Here is a 14511-nt window from a genome sequence, read left to right as displayed (position 1 = left end):
AAACCGATCACCGAGATGAGGACAGGATGACAACTCTGCGGGACATCACCAGGCGCGTCACCATCATCACCGCGGCCCTGATCGTCGGGCTGACAGCTTCGTACGCTCCGTCGCAGGCCGCCGAGAGCGAGGCCCGGACGACGATCACCGACCACCCCGGTGCGCCGGGGACGATGCTCCAACGGTTCGAGGACCTGACCGGCCGGCCCGTCGGCGACCTGGACAAGGTGCTGGCCGTCGACGCGGGAGGCCGCGATCTCACCAGCGACCAGCTTGCGGCGCTCGTCGCCGGTGAGAAGGTCGACGGCGTCAAGGTTGTGGGCACGATGCCGGGCGGCCGGGACATCCTCGGTACGACCATGGCCGACCTGGCCGACGGCGCGTACGACGGCAAGGGTGACACCGCAACGCCGACCACGTCGCTGATCTTCGCCTCGTCGGTGCCCGGCGGTCGGGACTGGTGCCTGACCATGTGCGTCGCCTCGGGCAAGTCCGTCTGGGAATGCCTGCTGTCGCGCCGGACGGGCGAACCGGTCATCACCCTCGACCTTGGCGGCGACACCACGATCGGCGGGACGAAGGCGGCCTTCGAGAAGGCCAACGGAGTCACAGTGGGCGGCCCATACGCCGTGGAGACACTGGTCGGCGAGGGCGAGCCCTCGGCGAAGGACGTCGAGATGCTCCTCGACGGCAAGGACGTCGACTCGCTGCGCCGGGTGGCGACGGTGAAGGGACCGGACCCGGGGTGGGCGTTGGCCGACATCGCCGAGAACTCCGGCGTCGCGTACGCGAAGACCAGGGCTCACATTTTCACCGTCAGCCTTCCCCTCCTCGGGAAGCTCCTGGTGGTCTGCATCTCGCAGGATGGCGGGAAGACCTGGAAGTGCTCGGCCCGCCAGTGGGACGGGTTCTAGCGGCCGAGCACGCTGCTGACCCAGTGGTTCCCCTGAGTGAGTGATGCCTGTGAGTCATCAAGATGACTCACAGGCATCACGCTCGTCGGGGCGAGGCCGGCCGCGCCGCCGGCCACGGTCACCCTCGACGGGTCGAACGCCGGCACCACCCCGTTGCCACCGGACCAGCCGGCCACCCCCTGTGGCATCCTCACACGTCGGCGAGCTGCGCCGGGTCGACGCGGGACAGGCGGGCTGCGTCCTGCCCCGGCGGGAGCCCGAATAGTCGCCGGTATTCGCGGCTGAACTGCGACGCGCTCTCGTAGCCGACAGCGAACCCGACGCCCGCCACGTCACCGGGCTCGGCCAGCAGCCGGGCCCGTGCCTCCTGCAGCCGAATCAACTTCTGGAACTGAATGGGTGTCATTGTCGTGACGGCCCGGAAATGGCGGTGCAGCGACGTCACGCTCATCCCGGCGGCGCGCGCCACGTCCTCGACGCGGAACAGGTCGGCGTGATGCTCGCGGATCCAGCGGATCGCCCGTTCGATCTGCACGATGTTGCCGTCGCCCAGCCCGATCTGCCGGACCGTGCCACCCTGCTCGCTGGTCAGCAACCGCCAGACGAGTTCGCGTTCCACCCCCGCCCAGAGCACACGCTGGTCGTCGGGGCGGTCGAGCAGTCGCAGCAGCCGCACCACCACGTCGAGCAGGTCGTCGCTCGCGGTGCTGACCGCTATGCCCGCCGCCGGCTCGCCGCGCGACGGTGGAGTCTCCAGCAGAAGCTCCGCGATCAGTGGCGGGCGCAGAGCGAGACCCAGCACCAGGTACGGCGCGGCGGGGCTGGCCTCGCTGACGTGGGCGATCACCGGCAGCTCCGTCGACGCGACGACGAACTGCCCGGCACCGTATGAGAAGACCCGTTCGCCCAGTACCGCGTACTTCGCGCCCTGTGCGATCAGAGCGAAGACCGGCGCGGACTGCGACGGCATCGGTTCGGTGGGGGAGTCGCTGCGGTGCAGGACGAGGCCGCCCGGTGCGGGACGGCCGGCGTGGCGCAGCACCAGGTCACGGATCTCGGGCAGCGCGCTCATGGGGCTCATCCTGCCGAGTTTGGCAGGATCGGGCAACGCGCTGCCAGTTCTGATCTACCCGGTCGGAGGCCCGCAGGTGTGCACTGGGGGCATGCCACTCGACAGTTTCATCACACAGGGCCGCTCTGGCCTGCGTATCAGCCCCTACACCCTGGGTGCGATGACCTTCGGCGAGGACCATGGCTGGGGTGCCCCGGTCGACGAGTCCGAGGCGATGATCACCGAGTACCTGGAACGTGGCGGCAACTCCATCGACACCGCAAACATCTACACCAACGGGCACTCCGAGAAGATCATCGGCGACTACCTGGCCGCTCGGCCTGGGCTACGCGACCGGGTCGTCCTCGGCTCCAAGTTCTTCGGCAACCTGTTCGCCGGCGATCCCAACGGTGGCGGCGCCGGGCGCAAGGCCGTGGTCGCCCAGGCCGAGGAGTCGCTGCGCCGGCTGCGCACCGACTACCTGGACATCTACTGGCTGCACAACTGGGACCGGGGCGTCCCGGTCGAGGAGACGCTGCGCGCCCTCGACGACCTCGTGACAGCCGGCAAGATCCGGTACGTGGGCCTGTCGGACCTGCCGGCGTGGAAGGCGGCCGAGGCGCAGGTCGTCGCGCACTTCCGTGGGTGGACGCCAGCGATCGGGATGCAACTCGAATACTCGTTGCTCGAACGGACGGTCGAGGGGGAACTCATTCCGATGGCGGCCGAGCACGGTCTCGGCGTACTGCCGTGGAGCCCGCTCAAGAGCGGCTGGCTCTCCGGCAAGTTCGTCCGTGGAAACAGCACCGTCGACACGACACGTGCCGCCCTGGTGGGCAGTCCCGCGGAGCGTGACTGGCAGGTGATCGACGCGCTCCACGAGGTCGCGAGGGATGCCGAGGTGACACCGGCGGCAGCGGCACTAGCCTGGGTCGGCGCCCGGCCGGGAGTCAGCTCGGTGCTGATCGGGGCGCGACGCCTCGATCAACTCAAGATGAACCTGGCCGCGGTGGACGTGCGGTTGTCGCCGCAGCAGACGGCACGGCTCGACGAGGTGTCGACACCGGTGCTCAACTTCCCGGCAGACAACAACCGTTACCTCGCGCCGAGTCTCGCCTTCGCTGGCGCGACGGTCGACGGCCGGCCGAGCGAGGCGTCACCCTTTGTCGGGGGCCAGGTCAGGTACTGATCACCGACCGGCCGGGGTAGCGCAGGCTGTACCGAAGGAGGGCAGCAGGAGGGATCGTCCAGGTATCGGACTTCTTGAACCATTGATGGTGTCAAGCGTTTCCGATACCGAGGAGTCATCATGCCCGTGACACCGAACGATCCCTCCCGCCGCCGTCGCACCGCGCGGATGGCCGCCGCCGCGTTGGCCGCCGTCACCGTCGGCGCCGCCCTGACCGGCCCTTCGGCATTCGCCGACACCGCCCGGCGCGACGGCCCGCGGGACGTCGTGCAGCGACAACTGGACGGCCTGGTCAGCGAGAGCGGCTTCCCCGGCGTACTCGCCTCAGTGCGGGGGGCCGACGGGCGGGTCCGGGACTACACCGCCGGTGTCGGTGACCTCCAGACCCGCCGCCCGGTTCCCCGCGACGGCCAGGTCCGCGTCGGCAGCAACACCAAGAGCTTCACCGCGGTGGTCGTCCTGCAGCTGGTGGGCGAGGGCCGCATCGACCTGGACGCCACAGTCGAGCACTACCTGCCCGGGGTCGTGCGCGGCAACGGCAACGACGGCGGCAGGATCACCGTACGACAGCTGCTGCAACAGACCAGCGGTCTGCCGGACTACGACGACGTGCTGTTCACCAGGTCGCAGGACCTGATCGACAAGAGCCACTCGTACTACGAGCCGCGTCGGCTGGTGGACGCGGCGCTCACCGGCGCGCCGCACTTCGCGCCGGGGGAGAAGTGGGAGTACAGCAACACCAACTACGTCCTCGCCGGGCTCGTCGTCGAGCAGGTCACCGAACGTCCGATCGGCGAGGAGATCACCAACCGCATCATCAGGCCGCTCGGTCTGCGCGACACCTACTGGCCGGGCGTCGGGGAGCAGCGGCTCCGTGGCACCCACCCGCACGGCTACGTCGCGGTGGCGCCTGGCGCGCCGTGGGTGGACGTCACCGAGATGGACCCGTCCCTGGGTTGGTCCGCCGGCCAACTGGTGTCGACGCCGGACGAGCTGCGGACCTTCTTCGACGCGCTGGTCGGCGGCAGGTTGCTCAAGCCCGCGCAGCAGACGGCCCTGATGACGACCGTGCCCGCGCCCGGGTTCGAGCCGGCCGGGGAGTACGCGTACGGGCTTGGTGTCGCCCGGTACGAGCTGCCCTGCGGCGGCTACGCCTGGGGTCACGGCGGTGACATCCAGGGCTTCGAGACCCGCAACCTCGCCACCAGGGACGGCCGGAGCGCCGTCGTCGCCGTCACCGGCCTGCCGACCAGCGAGCAGATGCTCGGCGCGGTGAACCGGAGCGTCGAGACGGCGCTGTGCGCCACCGACCGCTGACCGGGACGCGCATGCCGGCGCGGACCGATTCAGGTGAATCAGCCGCTCCGGCGGCCACCGCCTCGGAGGCCCGTCACCGCCGGGGTGGCTGGACCCCCTCCAGGGCGAGGGTCAGCAGTTGTTCCGCCTTGGCCGCGCCCGCTGGTTGCGCCGCGAGTGAGATGCCGTTGGCGAGCATCATCAGGTCCGCCATCGTGATGTCGGGGCGTATCGAACCCTCGTCGGTGGCTCGGCGCAGCAGCGGTTCACCGGCCGCGACGAGCGTCGCGCCGCAGGCGTCGGTCTCCTCGGTGGGCTCGTTCAGGAGCGAATCCGCGAGGCCGCGGGTTGTCGTGGCGTACGCGGTGACCTCGTGCAGCCAGGTCGTCAACGCGTCGAGGGCGTCCGGCGCGGTCAGCAGGTCTCCGGCGCGGGCCGCCAGGTTGCTGACGCAGGTGCGGAAGACGGCCTGGAGCAGGGACCAGCGGGACGGGAAGTGCCGGTGCAGGGTCGCCGAACCCACTCCGGCGGACCGGGCGATCTCCTCAAGCGAGGCGTACGCGCCGTCGCGGGCGATCGCCTCGGAGGCCGCGGAGACGATGAGGTCGTAGTTGCGCCGTGCGTCCGCTCTCATGGCCCGCCTTGCCAAAGTGGGGTGGTCCCCCATATCGTAGCCGACGACAAGTGGGGGGCCACCCCACTTGGTTCTGGGGAGGCATCATGGCTGTTCTCGTCATCGGCGCGACGGGCAAGCAGGGTGGGGCCACAGCCCGCGCGCTGCTGGCCCGGGGCGTCGCGGTCCGTGCCCTGGTCCGGGACCCGGGCAGCGACAGCGCCAAGGCTCTGCGGGAGCGGGGCGCCGAACTGGTCAAGGGCGACCTGGACGACGCGGAGTCGCTGCTCGCCGCGGCGGAAGGGATGGACGGCCTCTTCTCCATCCCGTATCCCGACGTGACGAACATGTCTGGCGACGCCGAGGTGACCCGCGGTCGCAACGTCGTCGAGGCGGCGCGCCGGGCGGGCGTGTCGCACGTGGTGCACAGCAGCGTTTCCGGTGCCGGCGACTTCCACCGCAACCAGCCTGGATGGGCCGAGGGCCGGTGGGACAGGCACTACTGGGAGAGCAAGGCGGCAATCGACGAGATGGTGCGCTCCGGTGGCTTCGCGCACTGGACAGTCCTCAAGCCCTCGACCTTCATGGAGAACCTCGTCGGCTGGTCCTACCTCTTCGGCGACTGGTCCAGCGGCACGATCATCACCGGCTTCGCCGCGGACACGCGGCTTCCGTGGATCGCCGTCGACGACATCGGCGAGGCCGCGGCGACCGCGTTCACCAACCCGGGAAGGCTCGACGGCCTGGACGTCGAACTCGCCGGCGACCTGCTCACCATGACCGAGATCGCCGCCATCCTCAGTGAGGTCACCGGCCGGGCGGTCACCGCGCCCGTGCTCACCCCGCAGCAGGCCGTCGAGCGCGGCCTGCTGCCCGCCATGGTCAACGCGGTGGAGCAGATCAACGAGAACGGCAGCCCCGCCCGACCGGAGATGACCCGCGCCCTCGGCCTGCCCACCACCGATTTCCGTACGTGGGCGCGTCGGACGTTTTCCTGACGCCTCACGACATCGTCGGGACGGTCTCCGTGCGGGTCGCGGCGATGCGCCGGCGGCGCACCGGGTAGAGCACCGGGTGCGAGATCTGCCAGGCCGCACCCTTGCAGACGATCTCCTTGTAGCGGGCCGCCAGCCTCCCAGCGAGGAAGGACGGCTTGGCCCTGTCGTCGGCGGTCACGTACTGGATGATGCCGTCGCGTCGGCCGAGGCTGATGCACTGGTTGAAGTAACGCAGCGGGGCCTTGGGGAACTTCTCCCGACCGGCCAGCCGCGCCGCGATGGCGTCGGCGGCCTGCCAGGCCATCGGGATGCCCGAGGCGCAGGACATCCGCAATGGCTTGCCGCCGGCGCCTTCGGCGAGTCCGGCGTCGCCCACCGCGTACACCTCGGGGTGTGAGACCGAGCGCATCGAGGCGTCGACGATGATCTGGCCGGTCGCCGCGACCGTCAGGGTCGTGGCGGTGGCGATCGGGTGGACGGCGAAGCCGGTCGTCCACACCGTCACCTCGGCCGGGATCACCCGGGCGTCGGCCGTGACCGCAGCGGTTGCCTCGACCCGCGCGATGTCCGCGTGCTCGTGCACGGTGATGCCGAGCCGGTCGCAGACCCTCCGCAGGTGCTGCTGCGCTTTCTCGCTGAGCCAGTCACCGAGGACGCCACGGGCGGCGATCGCGACGTCGAGGTCCGGCCGGGCCTCGGCGATCTCGGTGACCGCCTCGATGCCGGTGAGACCCCCTCCGACGACGAGCACGGTCCCGCCGGCCGCGAGCTGGTCGAGGCGGTCGCGCAACCGCAGCGCCGACGGCCTGCCGGCGATGTCGTACGCGTGCTCCGCGACGCCGGGAACGCCATGGTCGGCGGCGGTGCTGCCGAGGGCGTAGACGAGCGTGTCGTACGCGATCTCGTCGGTGCCGTGCTCGTCGGCGAGCGCGACGGACCTGCGGTCGGCGTCGACGGCGGTGACCCGCGCCAGTCGCAGCGTGACGCCGGTGCCGGCGTAGACCTTGCTCAGCGGGCGGCGCTCGGGGTCCTGCCCGGTGGCGACCTGGTGCATGCGGACCCGCTCGACGAAATCGGGGTCGGCGTTGACGACGGTGATCTCGGTGTCGTCGGGGTGCAGTCGCTTGGCGAGACGCCCGGCGGCGACGGCTCCCGTGTAGCCGGCTCCGAGGACGACGATGCGGTGCTTCATGGTGTCACTCCTGTCTCGGCGGTGGTCGCTTCCTGAACCGGACAGCGACGTGATTCCTGACAGGCGCCGGCTATGACCTGGGTCACCACACGTGCATGAGAGGTTCGCCGTGGTCGGCGGCGGACCACTGACGGGTGGCGCGCACGAGCTTGTCGGGGTTGACCTGGGTGTGGATGGCCGCGACCCCCTCGGGTGTCACCTCCAGGGACATCACACCGATGACCCGGTCGTCCATCACGACCACCGCCGCCGGACTGCCGTTGACGGCCGCGACGTACAGGGCGGGGCTGCCGCCGATCAGGTCCCGCTTGACGTCGGCGGGCTTGAACAGGCCGCGCAGGAACTTCGCCACCGCCAGTGCCCCGGAGAACGGCGTGGTCCGGGCCGGGATCTTGCCGCCGCCGTCACCCGTGCTCGTCACGTCGTCGGTCAGCAACTCGACCAGCCGCTGGATCTCGCCGTGCTGGGCCGCCGTGAGGAACTCCGCGACGATCTTCCGCGCGGTGACCTGGTCGACCTCCGCGCGGGCCCGCTCGGCGGCGACGTGCTGCTTGGCGCGCCGGTAGATCTGCTGGCAGTTCGACTCGCTGAGGCCGAGGATCTCGCCGATCTCACCGTGCGAGTAGCCGAAGGCCTCCCGCAGCACATACACCACACGCTCGTTGGCGGACAGCCGCTCCAGGAGGGTGAGCACCGCCATCGAGACCGATTCGCGCTGCTCGGCGGTGTCGAGCGGGCCGAGCATCCGGTCCCCGGCGAGAACCGGCTCGGGCAGCCACGTGCCCACATAGGTTTCCCGCCTGGCCCGTGCCGAGGTGAGCTGGTTGAGGCACAGGTTGGTGAGCACTTTCGTCAGCCACGCCTGGGGTGTCTCGACCCGTTCCCGGTCGGCGGCCTGCCAGCGCAGGAACGTGTCCTGGACGGCGTCCTCGGCGTCGCTGGCCGAGCCCAGCAGGCGATAGGCGATCGCCTCCAGGCGGGCCCTGGAGTGCTCGAACAGCTCGACCTCGTCCGGACTTAGCCGCATGGTGCGACAGTATCCACCCGTCGCGTCGGGCACTCGCTCCCGTCGGCAACCGCACTCGACGCCGGCGCGGCAGCACGCGGGGCGGTCGTACCCGGGCCCGGCGACCGGCACTCACGCCGGGTCACCCTCCTGGCCCGGTGCCGCCTGCTCCGCCAGCCAGCGCCAGTCGTTCCAGGTGGCGAGCCGGTTCCGATACAACTTTTCGGCGAGAAGGTATGGGTACGGGCCGAGGAACAGGCGCAGCGGCGGCTCCTCGGCGTCGACGAGTTGCAGGATGACTCCGGCGGTCAGCGCGGGATCGTCCGGCGTGCGGGCGGCCGCCCCGGCCCGGCGTGCCTGCCGTACGGGCTCATAGGCGCCGATCGGCTCCGTGTGCACGGCTGAGTCGCCGGACCAGTCGGTGCCGAACGGCCCGGGCTCCACGATCGTCACCTTCGGGCCGAGTGGGGCGAGCTCGGCGGACAACGCCTCGCTGAGCCCCTCCAGTGCCCACTTCGACGCGTTGTAGAGCCCGAGGGTGGGGAAGGCCCCGATCCCTCCGATGCTGGAAACCTGGAGGATGTGACCGCTGCCCTGCGCGCGCAGCACGGGCAGGGCGGCCTGGGTCACCCAGAGAGCGCCGAAGAAGTTCGTCTCCAGCTGCGCGCGGGCCTGCTCCTCGGTCGCCTCCTCGACCATGCCGAACAGCCCGTAGCCGGCGTTGTTGACGACGACGTCCAGCTGGCCGAACGTTTCCGCTGCCCGGGACACCGCGTCGAACACGGCCGAGCGGTCGGTCACGTCGAGGGTCAGTGGCAGAACCCGGTCCCCGTACGCCTCGGTCAGATCCTGAAGCGCCCTGTGGTCGCGTGCGGTCGCGGCGACCCGATCTCCGCGTGTGAGCGCGGCTTCGGCCCAGATGCGGCCGAAGCCGCGGGATGCGCCGGTGATGAACCATGTCTTCATGACTCGACCATGCGGCGGCGGACGCCAGGCTGCCAGCACCCTGACAGGGTTAGGCTGGCGGGAATGAAAGGCGAGAACGCGCTCGGCGACTTCCTCAGGGCACGTCGCGGGCGGGTCCGGCCGGACGAGGCGGGGCTGACGTCGTTCGGGCGCCGACGCGTGCCGGGACTGCGCCGTGACGAACTGGCCCACCTGGCAGGCGTGAGCCAGCACTATCTGACCCGCCTGGAGCAGGGCAAGGACCGCAACCCCTCACCGCAGGTGCTGAACGCCCTGGCGAGCGCGTTGCGGTTGAATCCCGACGAGAGGGCACATCTCACCGCGCTCGCCGACGCTCCGCCGCACGGGGTCGAGCACACGGCGGTCTCCGACGCGGTGCAGCAGCTCATCGACTCGTGGAGCCAGACACCCGCGTACGTCCGCGACCGCCGGTTCGACGTGCTGGCGGCCAACAAGCTCGCCATGGCGCTCTCCCCGCTCTACACGCCCGGTCAGAACCTGGTCCGCGGCATGTTCCTCGACCCCGCGGCGCGTGCGCTGTTTCCCGACTGGGCGCAGATCGCCGCGCAGAGCGCCGCCGCGCTCCGCGCCGAAGCCGACCCGCGCGATCCCGCGACCGCCGAACTCATCTCCTCGCTACTGACTGACAGCGTTTTCCGCGACCGCTGGTCTCTGCACGACGTACAGCCGACACGCGACGAGGTCAAGCGCTTCAACCATCCCGTCGTCGGGCCGCTCACGCTGCGACGGGAGACGCTCGCCATCGCCGGTGCCGAGGGGCAGGTGATCATCGCCTACCAGGCGGCACCTGACACCCCCGCCGCGCAGGCCCTGGCCAGACTGCTCTGAGGAACGGTGGTCGTACCCTTGGCGCCGTGACCGCCGACCCCCTGCGCCGCGCTCTCACCGCACCCGCGGACCCGCCGCTACGGTCCCTGCCCGACCAGGTCGTCGCCCTGTTGGAGACCCTGCATGCGCCGCCGCGTCTCGCCGCGCACCTGCGGGCCGTGCACGACGTCGCCGCGCAGCTGACCGACGCGATGGCGGAAAGGTTCCCGCAGCTTCCGTTCGATCGTGATGCGGTGCTCTTCGGGGCCGCCACCCACGACATCGGCAAGGTTCGGCACCCGGAGGAGCTGTCCGGGCCCGGATCCGCCCACGAGCCAGCCGGCTACGAGCTGCTGCTGGGACATGGTGTCTCCGAGGCGCTCGCCCGGTTCGCGCGCGACCACGCGTCCTGGCAGCAGGACGGCATCGGCGTCGACGACCTGCTGGTCAGCGTGGCCGACAAGGTGTGGAAGGGAAAGCGGGTCACCGACCTGGAAGGGTTGCTCGTGGACCGGCTGGCCGAGGCCACCGGCCGCGAGCGGTGGTCGGTGTTCCTGGACCTCGACGACATCCTCGACCACATCGCCGCCGACGCGGACCGCCGGCTGGCCTTCCAGGCAACCCATCCGGTACGCGAGCGGTGACGCCCTGCCCGTCATCGGGTCGCGGGATCCCGGTCAGCCATCCGACGGGCGCTCCGTAGGGACTGTGGACGGGGGTGCGTGACCACCACGGCCGTCAGACAGATCACGACGGCGCCGACGAGTGGCGGGCGGGCGCCGAGGTGGACGGCCGCGGCGCCGAGGGGGATCGCCACCACGAGTGGCCCGAACATCGCGGTGTTGGCCGTCGCGGAGACCCGGCCCAGCAGCGCCGACGGCGTGTGTGTCTGCACGGCGGTCACCGCCGCGACCAGGGTCCAGGGCAGGCCGACGCCGGCGACCAGCGCCCCGGCGATCGTGACCGGCCACCACGGCAGGCAACGCGCCAAAAGGCCGAGCGCGAACAGCACCGTCCCGGCGACGCCGACGGCAACGGGACCGCGTCGGGCGAGCAGCCGGCCGACGATCAGCCCGCCGATGATGGAACCGGCGCCCTGCGCGCTGGCCAGCACGCCCAGGAACGTCGTCGGTAGGCGCAGCTCCGTGATCACGACCGCGTAGACCGCCGCGGTCGTGAAGCCGGACATGGCGATCGACACGGCCGCGAGCATGACCGGCACCCGGGTCACCCGCTGTCCGAACAGGACCGACAATCCGGTACGCAGGCCGTTTCGCCGTGGTGCGGGCTCATCGTGCGGAGTCCTGTTCAGGCGCACCGCCGCGTACAGGGTGGCGACCAGGACCGGCATGGCCGCGCTGAGCACGACGACCGCGTGACCGCCGTGCCATGCGTAGAGGCCCGCCCCGGCCAGGGGAGCGACGAGCTTCATGCCCTCCTGCGCGCTGGAGCGCCAGCCGTTGACGTCGCCGAGTTCCGTCGGTGACAGCGCGGACGGCAGCAGCGCCGTCTCACCCGCGTCGATCAGCACGTAGCTGACGCCGTAGGCGCACGAGACGGCGAAGATGAGCCAGGTCTGTCCCGGCCCGCGCACCGCGAGGAGCGCCAGCAGCGCGGCGGCCAACAGGAGATTGACGGCGATGACCAGGGGCCGCCGGGGTGCCCGGTCGAGCAGACCGCCCAGCCACGGGCCGGCGAGGACCGGGGCGTACACGCAGAGTCCGGCGAGGGCGGCGAGGCCGGTGGAGCCGGTGAGGTCGAGGATCCAGATCCCGGCCACCAAGGTCATGGCGCTGCTGCCGAAGCCGGACAGCAGGGAGATCGCCACGAACAGTCCCGCGTTGCGCCGCATGAGCCCTCCAGGTTGAGCCGAGATGACTCACATCCTGAATATTGAGTCTCATGCGGGCAAGACTCTCGGGGCTCTGTCAATCAACCGTTGACAGTGCCGCGTCGATTTTCGCCGCGGCAGCGCGAACGGGTGCCGGCGCGCGCTCGCCCGCCTCGGCGAGATCGGCGGCGAGATGCTCGGCCAACGCGTACAGCGAACCCGGGGCGGCATCCAGGGCAACCTCCACCGTGCTCCGGACGAGCCCCGCCCGATCGAACCGGGCGTCCCAGCGGCGATCGGCGGCGATCCACCGCCCGAGGTCGGCAACGGCGTTTCGCAGCGCCACGATCCGTGGTGCGAACCGGAGGTCGAGGTGCTGGCGGCGTGACCACCGCGCGGCCACCAGTCGCTGCCGGCGCTGCTCCGCGGCCTGCCGGCTGCCGAGACCCAGTGCCGTCGCGATCTGCGCCCACGTCGCGCCGTCGTGGCGCGCCCGGTCGATGAGGTCCAACTCCTGCTCGTCGAGCCGGGCGCGGGTGGCACGAACCTCGGCCAACCGGGCCAGCTTCGACGTCATGTGTCAACTTTACATTGACATGCGGTTCGGCTCGCGCACCAGGAACACGTCCACCGGGTCCTCGGTCTCCACTGTGAAGCCGTGTCGCTCGTACAACCGTCGGGCGGGGCTGCCCTGCAACACGTTCAGGCGGACGCGGCTGCCGTCGCGGTCGCACCGGTCCAGCAGCGCGCGCAGCACGGCCGTCCCGATGCCGCTGCCGTGCAGGTGCGGGGCCAGATAGAAGTGCTCCGCCGAAGCCGGTCGAAGCTCCCAGTCCGCCATGATCACAAGTTGTCGGCCCGCCAGGACGGTGATCGACTCGGTTTCGCTGATGCCCTGTAGGCGGGGGTGTAACAAACCGGACAAGACGGTAAAGGCCCTGGTAGAGCACCCTTGGGGCAGGTGGAGGTAGACGGGTGGCGGGCCACACCCAGAGCCTCCGGCCCGGTGGGGACAACATCGTCCGCACCGGTGCCGTCCCCACCCAGCCCGGCCCCGACGCCGCGGCGGTCACGGCACAGATGCCGTGCTGATCACGCGTACCACAGGCCGTGGCTGCCACCGACACCCCTGCGGGCGCCCGCAGCGGTGCCTCAGCCGATCGGGACGAGGACGTCAGCACCGTCGGCAGCCAGGCGACGCCTGTCGCCGGCCGTGCCTGCCGCCCCCGTGCCCCGCCGGCCTTTCGCACTGTGGACCCCGCCGTCCGGTGTCGCCCAAACCGCGCGCCGGCCTGGCGACCGAGCCAGAAAGGGCCCGACATGGCCGCTCCCACCGCGACCGCAGCCCTGAACGCATCCGTCTTCGCGCCGGGTGACCAGATGCTGCTGACCGTCACCTACTCAGACGCCGACACCAAACCGCTGACCGTCACCATCGTGGTTACCGACGCGCAGGGCAACAGCAGCGCGCCGGTGAAGGTCACGGCCGTCATCGACCCACTCACCCTGACCGTCAGCGACAACTCCGGGCGTACCTGGACCCGGGTGTCCGACAACGGTTCCGTGGCCGTCTACCGGGCGGTGGCGTGATGCCCCGAGTCACCGTCCAGGTCCGCGACGCCGCCGGGAACACCGCGACGGCCACCGCCGACTACAACCTGAGCCAGCCGGTGCTGGGGGGCTACTACCTGTCCGGGGGCGCCGACCCGACCGCCGACATGGCCGGCGGCAACTTCCGGTCGCTGACCCAGTACCGCAGTTTCGCCGACGGCTACACGTTCCCCGGCTACAACCGCCCCTGGCTGACCAGCCTCGGTAAGGCCGGGGTGCAGATGAACATGGTCCTGGAGTTGAAGCACTACGGCGCCCCGAACCAGGGGCCGCAGAGCTTCGCGGTGGACGGCGTCAGCTACACGGTGCCGGCACCGTCGATGACCATCCAGCAGCGTCCCGGCACCACCTGGCCGAGGGCGTACGGGTACGGCCAGGTGATCAACGGACAGTGCGACGGGTTGTTCGCCCGCGCCCTGTCGCAGTACCGGACGCTCGGCTTCGGGGTGAACATCCAGCTCGCCTCGGAGTTCGACACCGACCACGAGTTCGGGACCACCGAGGACGGCAAGGCCTACACCTGGGCCGAGTCGGACGCTCGGGCGGTGCAGGCGGTGAACTACATCCTGACGTGGTTCAAGGCACGGACCCTGCCCGCCGCGACGACCTTCTCGGTCGGGCTGGGCGGCTTCGACCGGGCCTGCTTCCAGCGTATGCACCCGGAGTCGCTGATGACCCGCCTCGACTATCTCCAGTGGAACGCGTACGCCACCAACGCCAGCCACACCGCGTTGGCCCGGTTCCGCCGCACCAAGGACTGGGCGGTGGCGGATCTCGGCCCGGTGGCCCTGGCCCGTCCCGTGATCATCGCGGAGTGGGGGGTCCGGTCGGCGGAGATCCCGAACCAGGCCGCCTGGATCGCGACGGTGCCGGCGGCGATCGTTCAGCTCAACGCCGAGCGTGGGCCCCGGATCACGCGGACCAACTACTTCAACTCCGGTTGGGGCACCCTGACGCCGAAGGCGGTCGGGTTGGCCGCGCTGCGAGAGGCGTACGCCAAGCGGCCGTACGTCTGA

16 protein-coding genes are annotated in these 14511 nt (G+C 70.7%); 8 read left to right on the top strand and 8 right to left on the bottom strand.

From position 1 onward, the window contains the following. Positions 1–26: 26 nt before the first annotated feature. Complete coding sequence (locus tag AC3CF1_RS11935; protein ID WP_488450494.1) at positions 27–914, top strand: hypothetical protein; 888 nt, start codon at positions 27–29, stop codon at positions 912–914. A gap of 190 nt (positions 915–1104) precedes the next feature. Here AC3CF1_RS11935 and AC3CF1_RS11930 read toward each other — a convergent pair whose 3' ends face one another. Continuing rightward, positions 1105–1986: an AraC family transcriptional regulator gene (locus AC3CF1_RS11930; RefSeq protein WP_355161332.1), complete on the bottom strand. Its 882-nt coding sequence runs from the start codon at positions 1984–1986 to the stop codon at positions 1105–1107. Positions 1987–2077: 91 nt separating this feature from the next. Here AC3CF1_RS11930 and AC3CF1_RS11925 point away from each other — a divergent pair, with 91 nt between their 5' ends. Beyond that, a complete protein-coding gene (locus AC3CF1_RS11925) occupies positions 2078–3154 on the top strand; it encodes an aldo/keto reductase (RefSeq protein ID WP_488450492.1) in 1077 nt (358 codons plus the stop codon). A gap of 120 nt (positions 3155–3274) precedes the next feature. Further along, positions 3275–4471 carry a serine hydrolase domain-containing protein gene (locus tag AC3CF1_RS11920; protein ID WP_488450490.1) on the top strand — a complete coding sequence of 399 codons (1197 nt, stop codon included), beginning with the start codon at positions 3275–3277 and terminating at the stop codon, positions 4469–4471. A 73-nt stretch (positions 4472–4544) separates the two neighbouring features. On the opposite strand, the gene AC3CF1_RS11915 is transcribed toward AC3CF1_RS11920, so the two are convergent. Then, positions 4545–5084, bottom strand: a complete 540-nt coding sequence (locus AC3CF1_RS11915) for a TetR/AcrR family transcriptional regulator (protein ID WP_488450488.1) — start codon at positions 5082–5084, stop codon at positions 4545–4547. An 86-nt stretch (positions 5085–5170) separates the two neighbouring features. Between AC3CF1_RS11915 and AC3CF1_RS11910 the strand changes: the two genes are divergently transcribed. Next, entirely contained in the window at positions 5171–6061 is an 891-nt protein-coding gene (locus tag AC3CF1_RS11910) for an NmrA/HSCARG family protein (protein ID WP_488450486.1), read from the top strand. A gap of 4 nt (positions 6062–6065) precedes the next feature. Here the strand turns inward: AC3CF1_RS11910 and AC3CF1_RS11905 are convergent, their stop codons facing one another. The 3 genes from AC3CF1_RS11905 to AC3CF1_RS11895 form a co-directional block, all read right to left on the bottom strand. Further along, entirely contained in the window at positions 6066–7253 is a 1188-nt protein-coding gene (locus AC3CF1_RS11905) for an NAD(P)/FAD-dependent oxidoreductase (protein ID WP_488450485.1), read from the bottom strand. Between the two features lie 82 nt (positions 7254–7335). Further along, positions 7336–8280, bottom strand: coding sequence for an RNA polymerase sigma-70 factor (locus tag AC3CF1_RS11900; RefSeq protein WP_488450483.1), 945 nt, complete (start codon positions 8278–8280; stop codon positions 7336–7338). 111 nt (positions 8281–8391) lie between these two features. Beyond that, a complete protein-coding gene (locus AC3CF1_RS11895) occupies positions 8392–9225 on the bottom strand; it encodes an SDR family NAD(P)-dependent oxidoreductase (RefSeq protein WP_488450481.1) in 834 nt (277 codons plus the stop codon). Positions 9226–9288: 63 nt separating this feature from the next. On the opposite strand from AC3CF1_RS11895, the gene AC3CF1_RS11890 reads away from it, so the two are divergent. Then, on the top strand, positions 9289–10074 hold the full coding sequence (locus AC3CF1_RS11890) for a helix-turn-helix domain-containing protein (protein ID WP_488450479.1): 786 nt from the start codon (positions 9289–9291) through the stop codon (positions 10072–10074). A gap of 26 nt (positions 10075–10100) precedes the next feature. After that, complete coding sequence (locus tag AC3CF1_RS11885) at positions 10101–10697, top strand: HD domain-containing protein (RefSeq protein ID WP_488450477.1); 597 nt, start codon at positions 10101–10103, stop codon at positions 10695–10697. 11 nt (positions 10698–10708) lie between these two features. On the opposite strand, the gene AC3CF1_RS11880 is transcribed toward AC3CF1_RS11885, so the two are convergent. The 3 genes from AC3CF1_RS11880 to AC3CF1_RS11870 form a co-directional block, all read right to left on the bottom strand. Beyond that, positions 10709–11905 (bottom strand): MFS transporter, encoded by a 1197-nt coding sequence (locus AC3CF1_RS11880; RefSeq protein WP_488450475.1) that lies wholly within the window; start codon positions 11903–11905, stop codon positions 10709–10711. Between the two features lie 76 nt (positions 11906–11981). Further along, positions 11982–12461: a hypothetical protein gene (locus AC3CF1_RS11875; protein ID WP_488450474.1), complete on the bottom strand. Its 480-nt coding sequence runs from the start codon at positions 12459–12461 to the stop codon at positions 11982–11984. A 9-nt stretch (positions 12462–12470) separates the two neighbouring features. Continuing rightward, the gene (locus tag AC3CF1_RS11870; protein ID WP_488450473.1) at positions 12471–12725 is read right to left on the bottom strand and encodes a GNAT family N-acetyltransferase; all 255 of its coding nucleotides are present in this window, start codon (positions 12723–12725) and stop codon (positions 12471–12473) included. A gap of 479 nt (positions 12726–13204) precedes the next feature. Between AC3CF1_RS11870 and AC3CF1_RS11865 the strand changes: the two genes are divergently transcribed. After that, positions 13205–13474, top strand: coding sequence for a hypothetical protein (locus AC3CF1_RS11865; RefSeq protein WP_088949608.1), 270 nt, complete (start codon positions 13205–13207; stop codon positions 13472–13474). Continuing rightward, positions 13474–14511, top strand: a complete 1038-nt coding sequence (locus AC3CF1_RS11860; RefSeq protein WP_354983198.1) for a hypothetical protein — start codon at positions 13474–13476, stop codon at positions 14509–14511. The genes AC3CF1_RS11865 and AC3CF1_RS11860 overlap by 1 nt, the downstream gene beginning before the upstream one ends.

It is taken from the genome of Micromonospora sp. MGP-C2 (assembly GCF_057766525.1).
Note: the sequence above shows the minus strand (reverse complement) of the source record. Positions and strands in the feature narration are given on the sequence as shown.

Coding starts and splice junctions, on each gene's coding strand:
- AC3CF1_RS11870 (WP_488450473.1), bottom strand. CDS start 12,725: ATGGCGGACTGGGAGCTTCGACCGGCTTCGGCGGAGCACTTCTATCTG.
- AC3CF1_RS11915 (WP_488450488.1), bottom strand. CDS start 5,084: ATGAGAGCGGACGCACGGCGCAACTACGACCTCATCGTCTCCGCGGCC.
- AC3CF1_RS11890 (WP_488450479.1), top strand. CDS start 9,289: ATGAAAGGCGAGAACGCGCTCGGCGACTTCCTCAGGGCACGTCGCGGG.
- AC3CF1_RS11880 (WP_488450475.1), bottom strand. CDS start 11,905: ATGCGGCGCAACGCGGGACTGTTCGTGGCGATCTCCCTGCTGTCCGGC.
- AC3CF1_RS11910 (WP_488450486.1), top strand. CDS start 5,171: ATGGCTGTTCTCGTCATCGGCGCGACGGGCAAGCAGGGTGGGGCCACA.
- AC3CF1_RS11935 (WP_488450494.1), top strand. CDS start 27: ATGACAACTCTGCGGGACATCACCAGGCGCGTCACCATCATCACCGCG.
- AC3CF1_RS11895 (WP_488450481.1), bottom strand. CDS start 9,225: ATGAAGACATGGTTCATCACCGGCGCATCCCGCGGCTTCGGCCGCATC.
- AC3CF1_RS11920 (WP_488450490.1), top strand. CDS start 3,275: ATGCCCGTGACACCGAACGATCCCTCCCGCCGCCGTCGCACCGCGCGG.
- AC3CF1_RS11930 (WP_355161332.1), bottom strand. CDS start 1,986: ATGAGCGCGCTGCCCGAGATCCGTGACCTGGTGCTGCGCCACGCCGGC.
- AC3CF1_RS11925 (WP_488450492.1), top strand. CDS start 2,078: ATGCCACTCGACAGTTTCATCACACAGGGCCGCTCTGGCCTGCGTATC.
- AC3CF1_RS11875 (WP_488450474.1), bottom strand. CDS start 12,461: ATGACGTCGAAGCTGGCCCGGTTGGCCGAGGTTCGTGCCACCCGCGCC.
- AC3CF1_RS11900 (WP_488450483.1), bottom strand. CDS start 8,280: ATGCGGCTAAGTCCGGACGAGGTCGAGCTGTTCGAGCACTCCAGGGCC.
- AC3CF1_RS11905 (WP_488450485.1), bottom strand. CDS start 7,253: ATGAAGCACCGCATCGTCGTCCTCGGAGCCGGCTACACGGGAGCCGTC.
- AC3CF1_RS11865 (WP_088949608.1), top strand. CDS start 13,205: ATGGCCGCTCCCACCGCGACCGCAGCCCTGAACGCATCCGTCTTCGCG.
- AC3CF1_RS11860 (WP_354983198.1), top strand. CDS start 13,474: ATGCCCCGAGTCACCGTCCAGGTCCGCGACGCCGCCGGGAACACCGCG.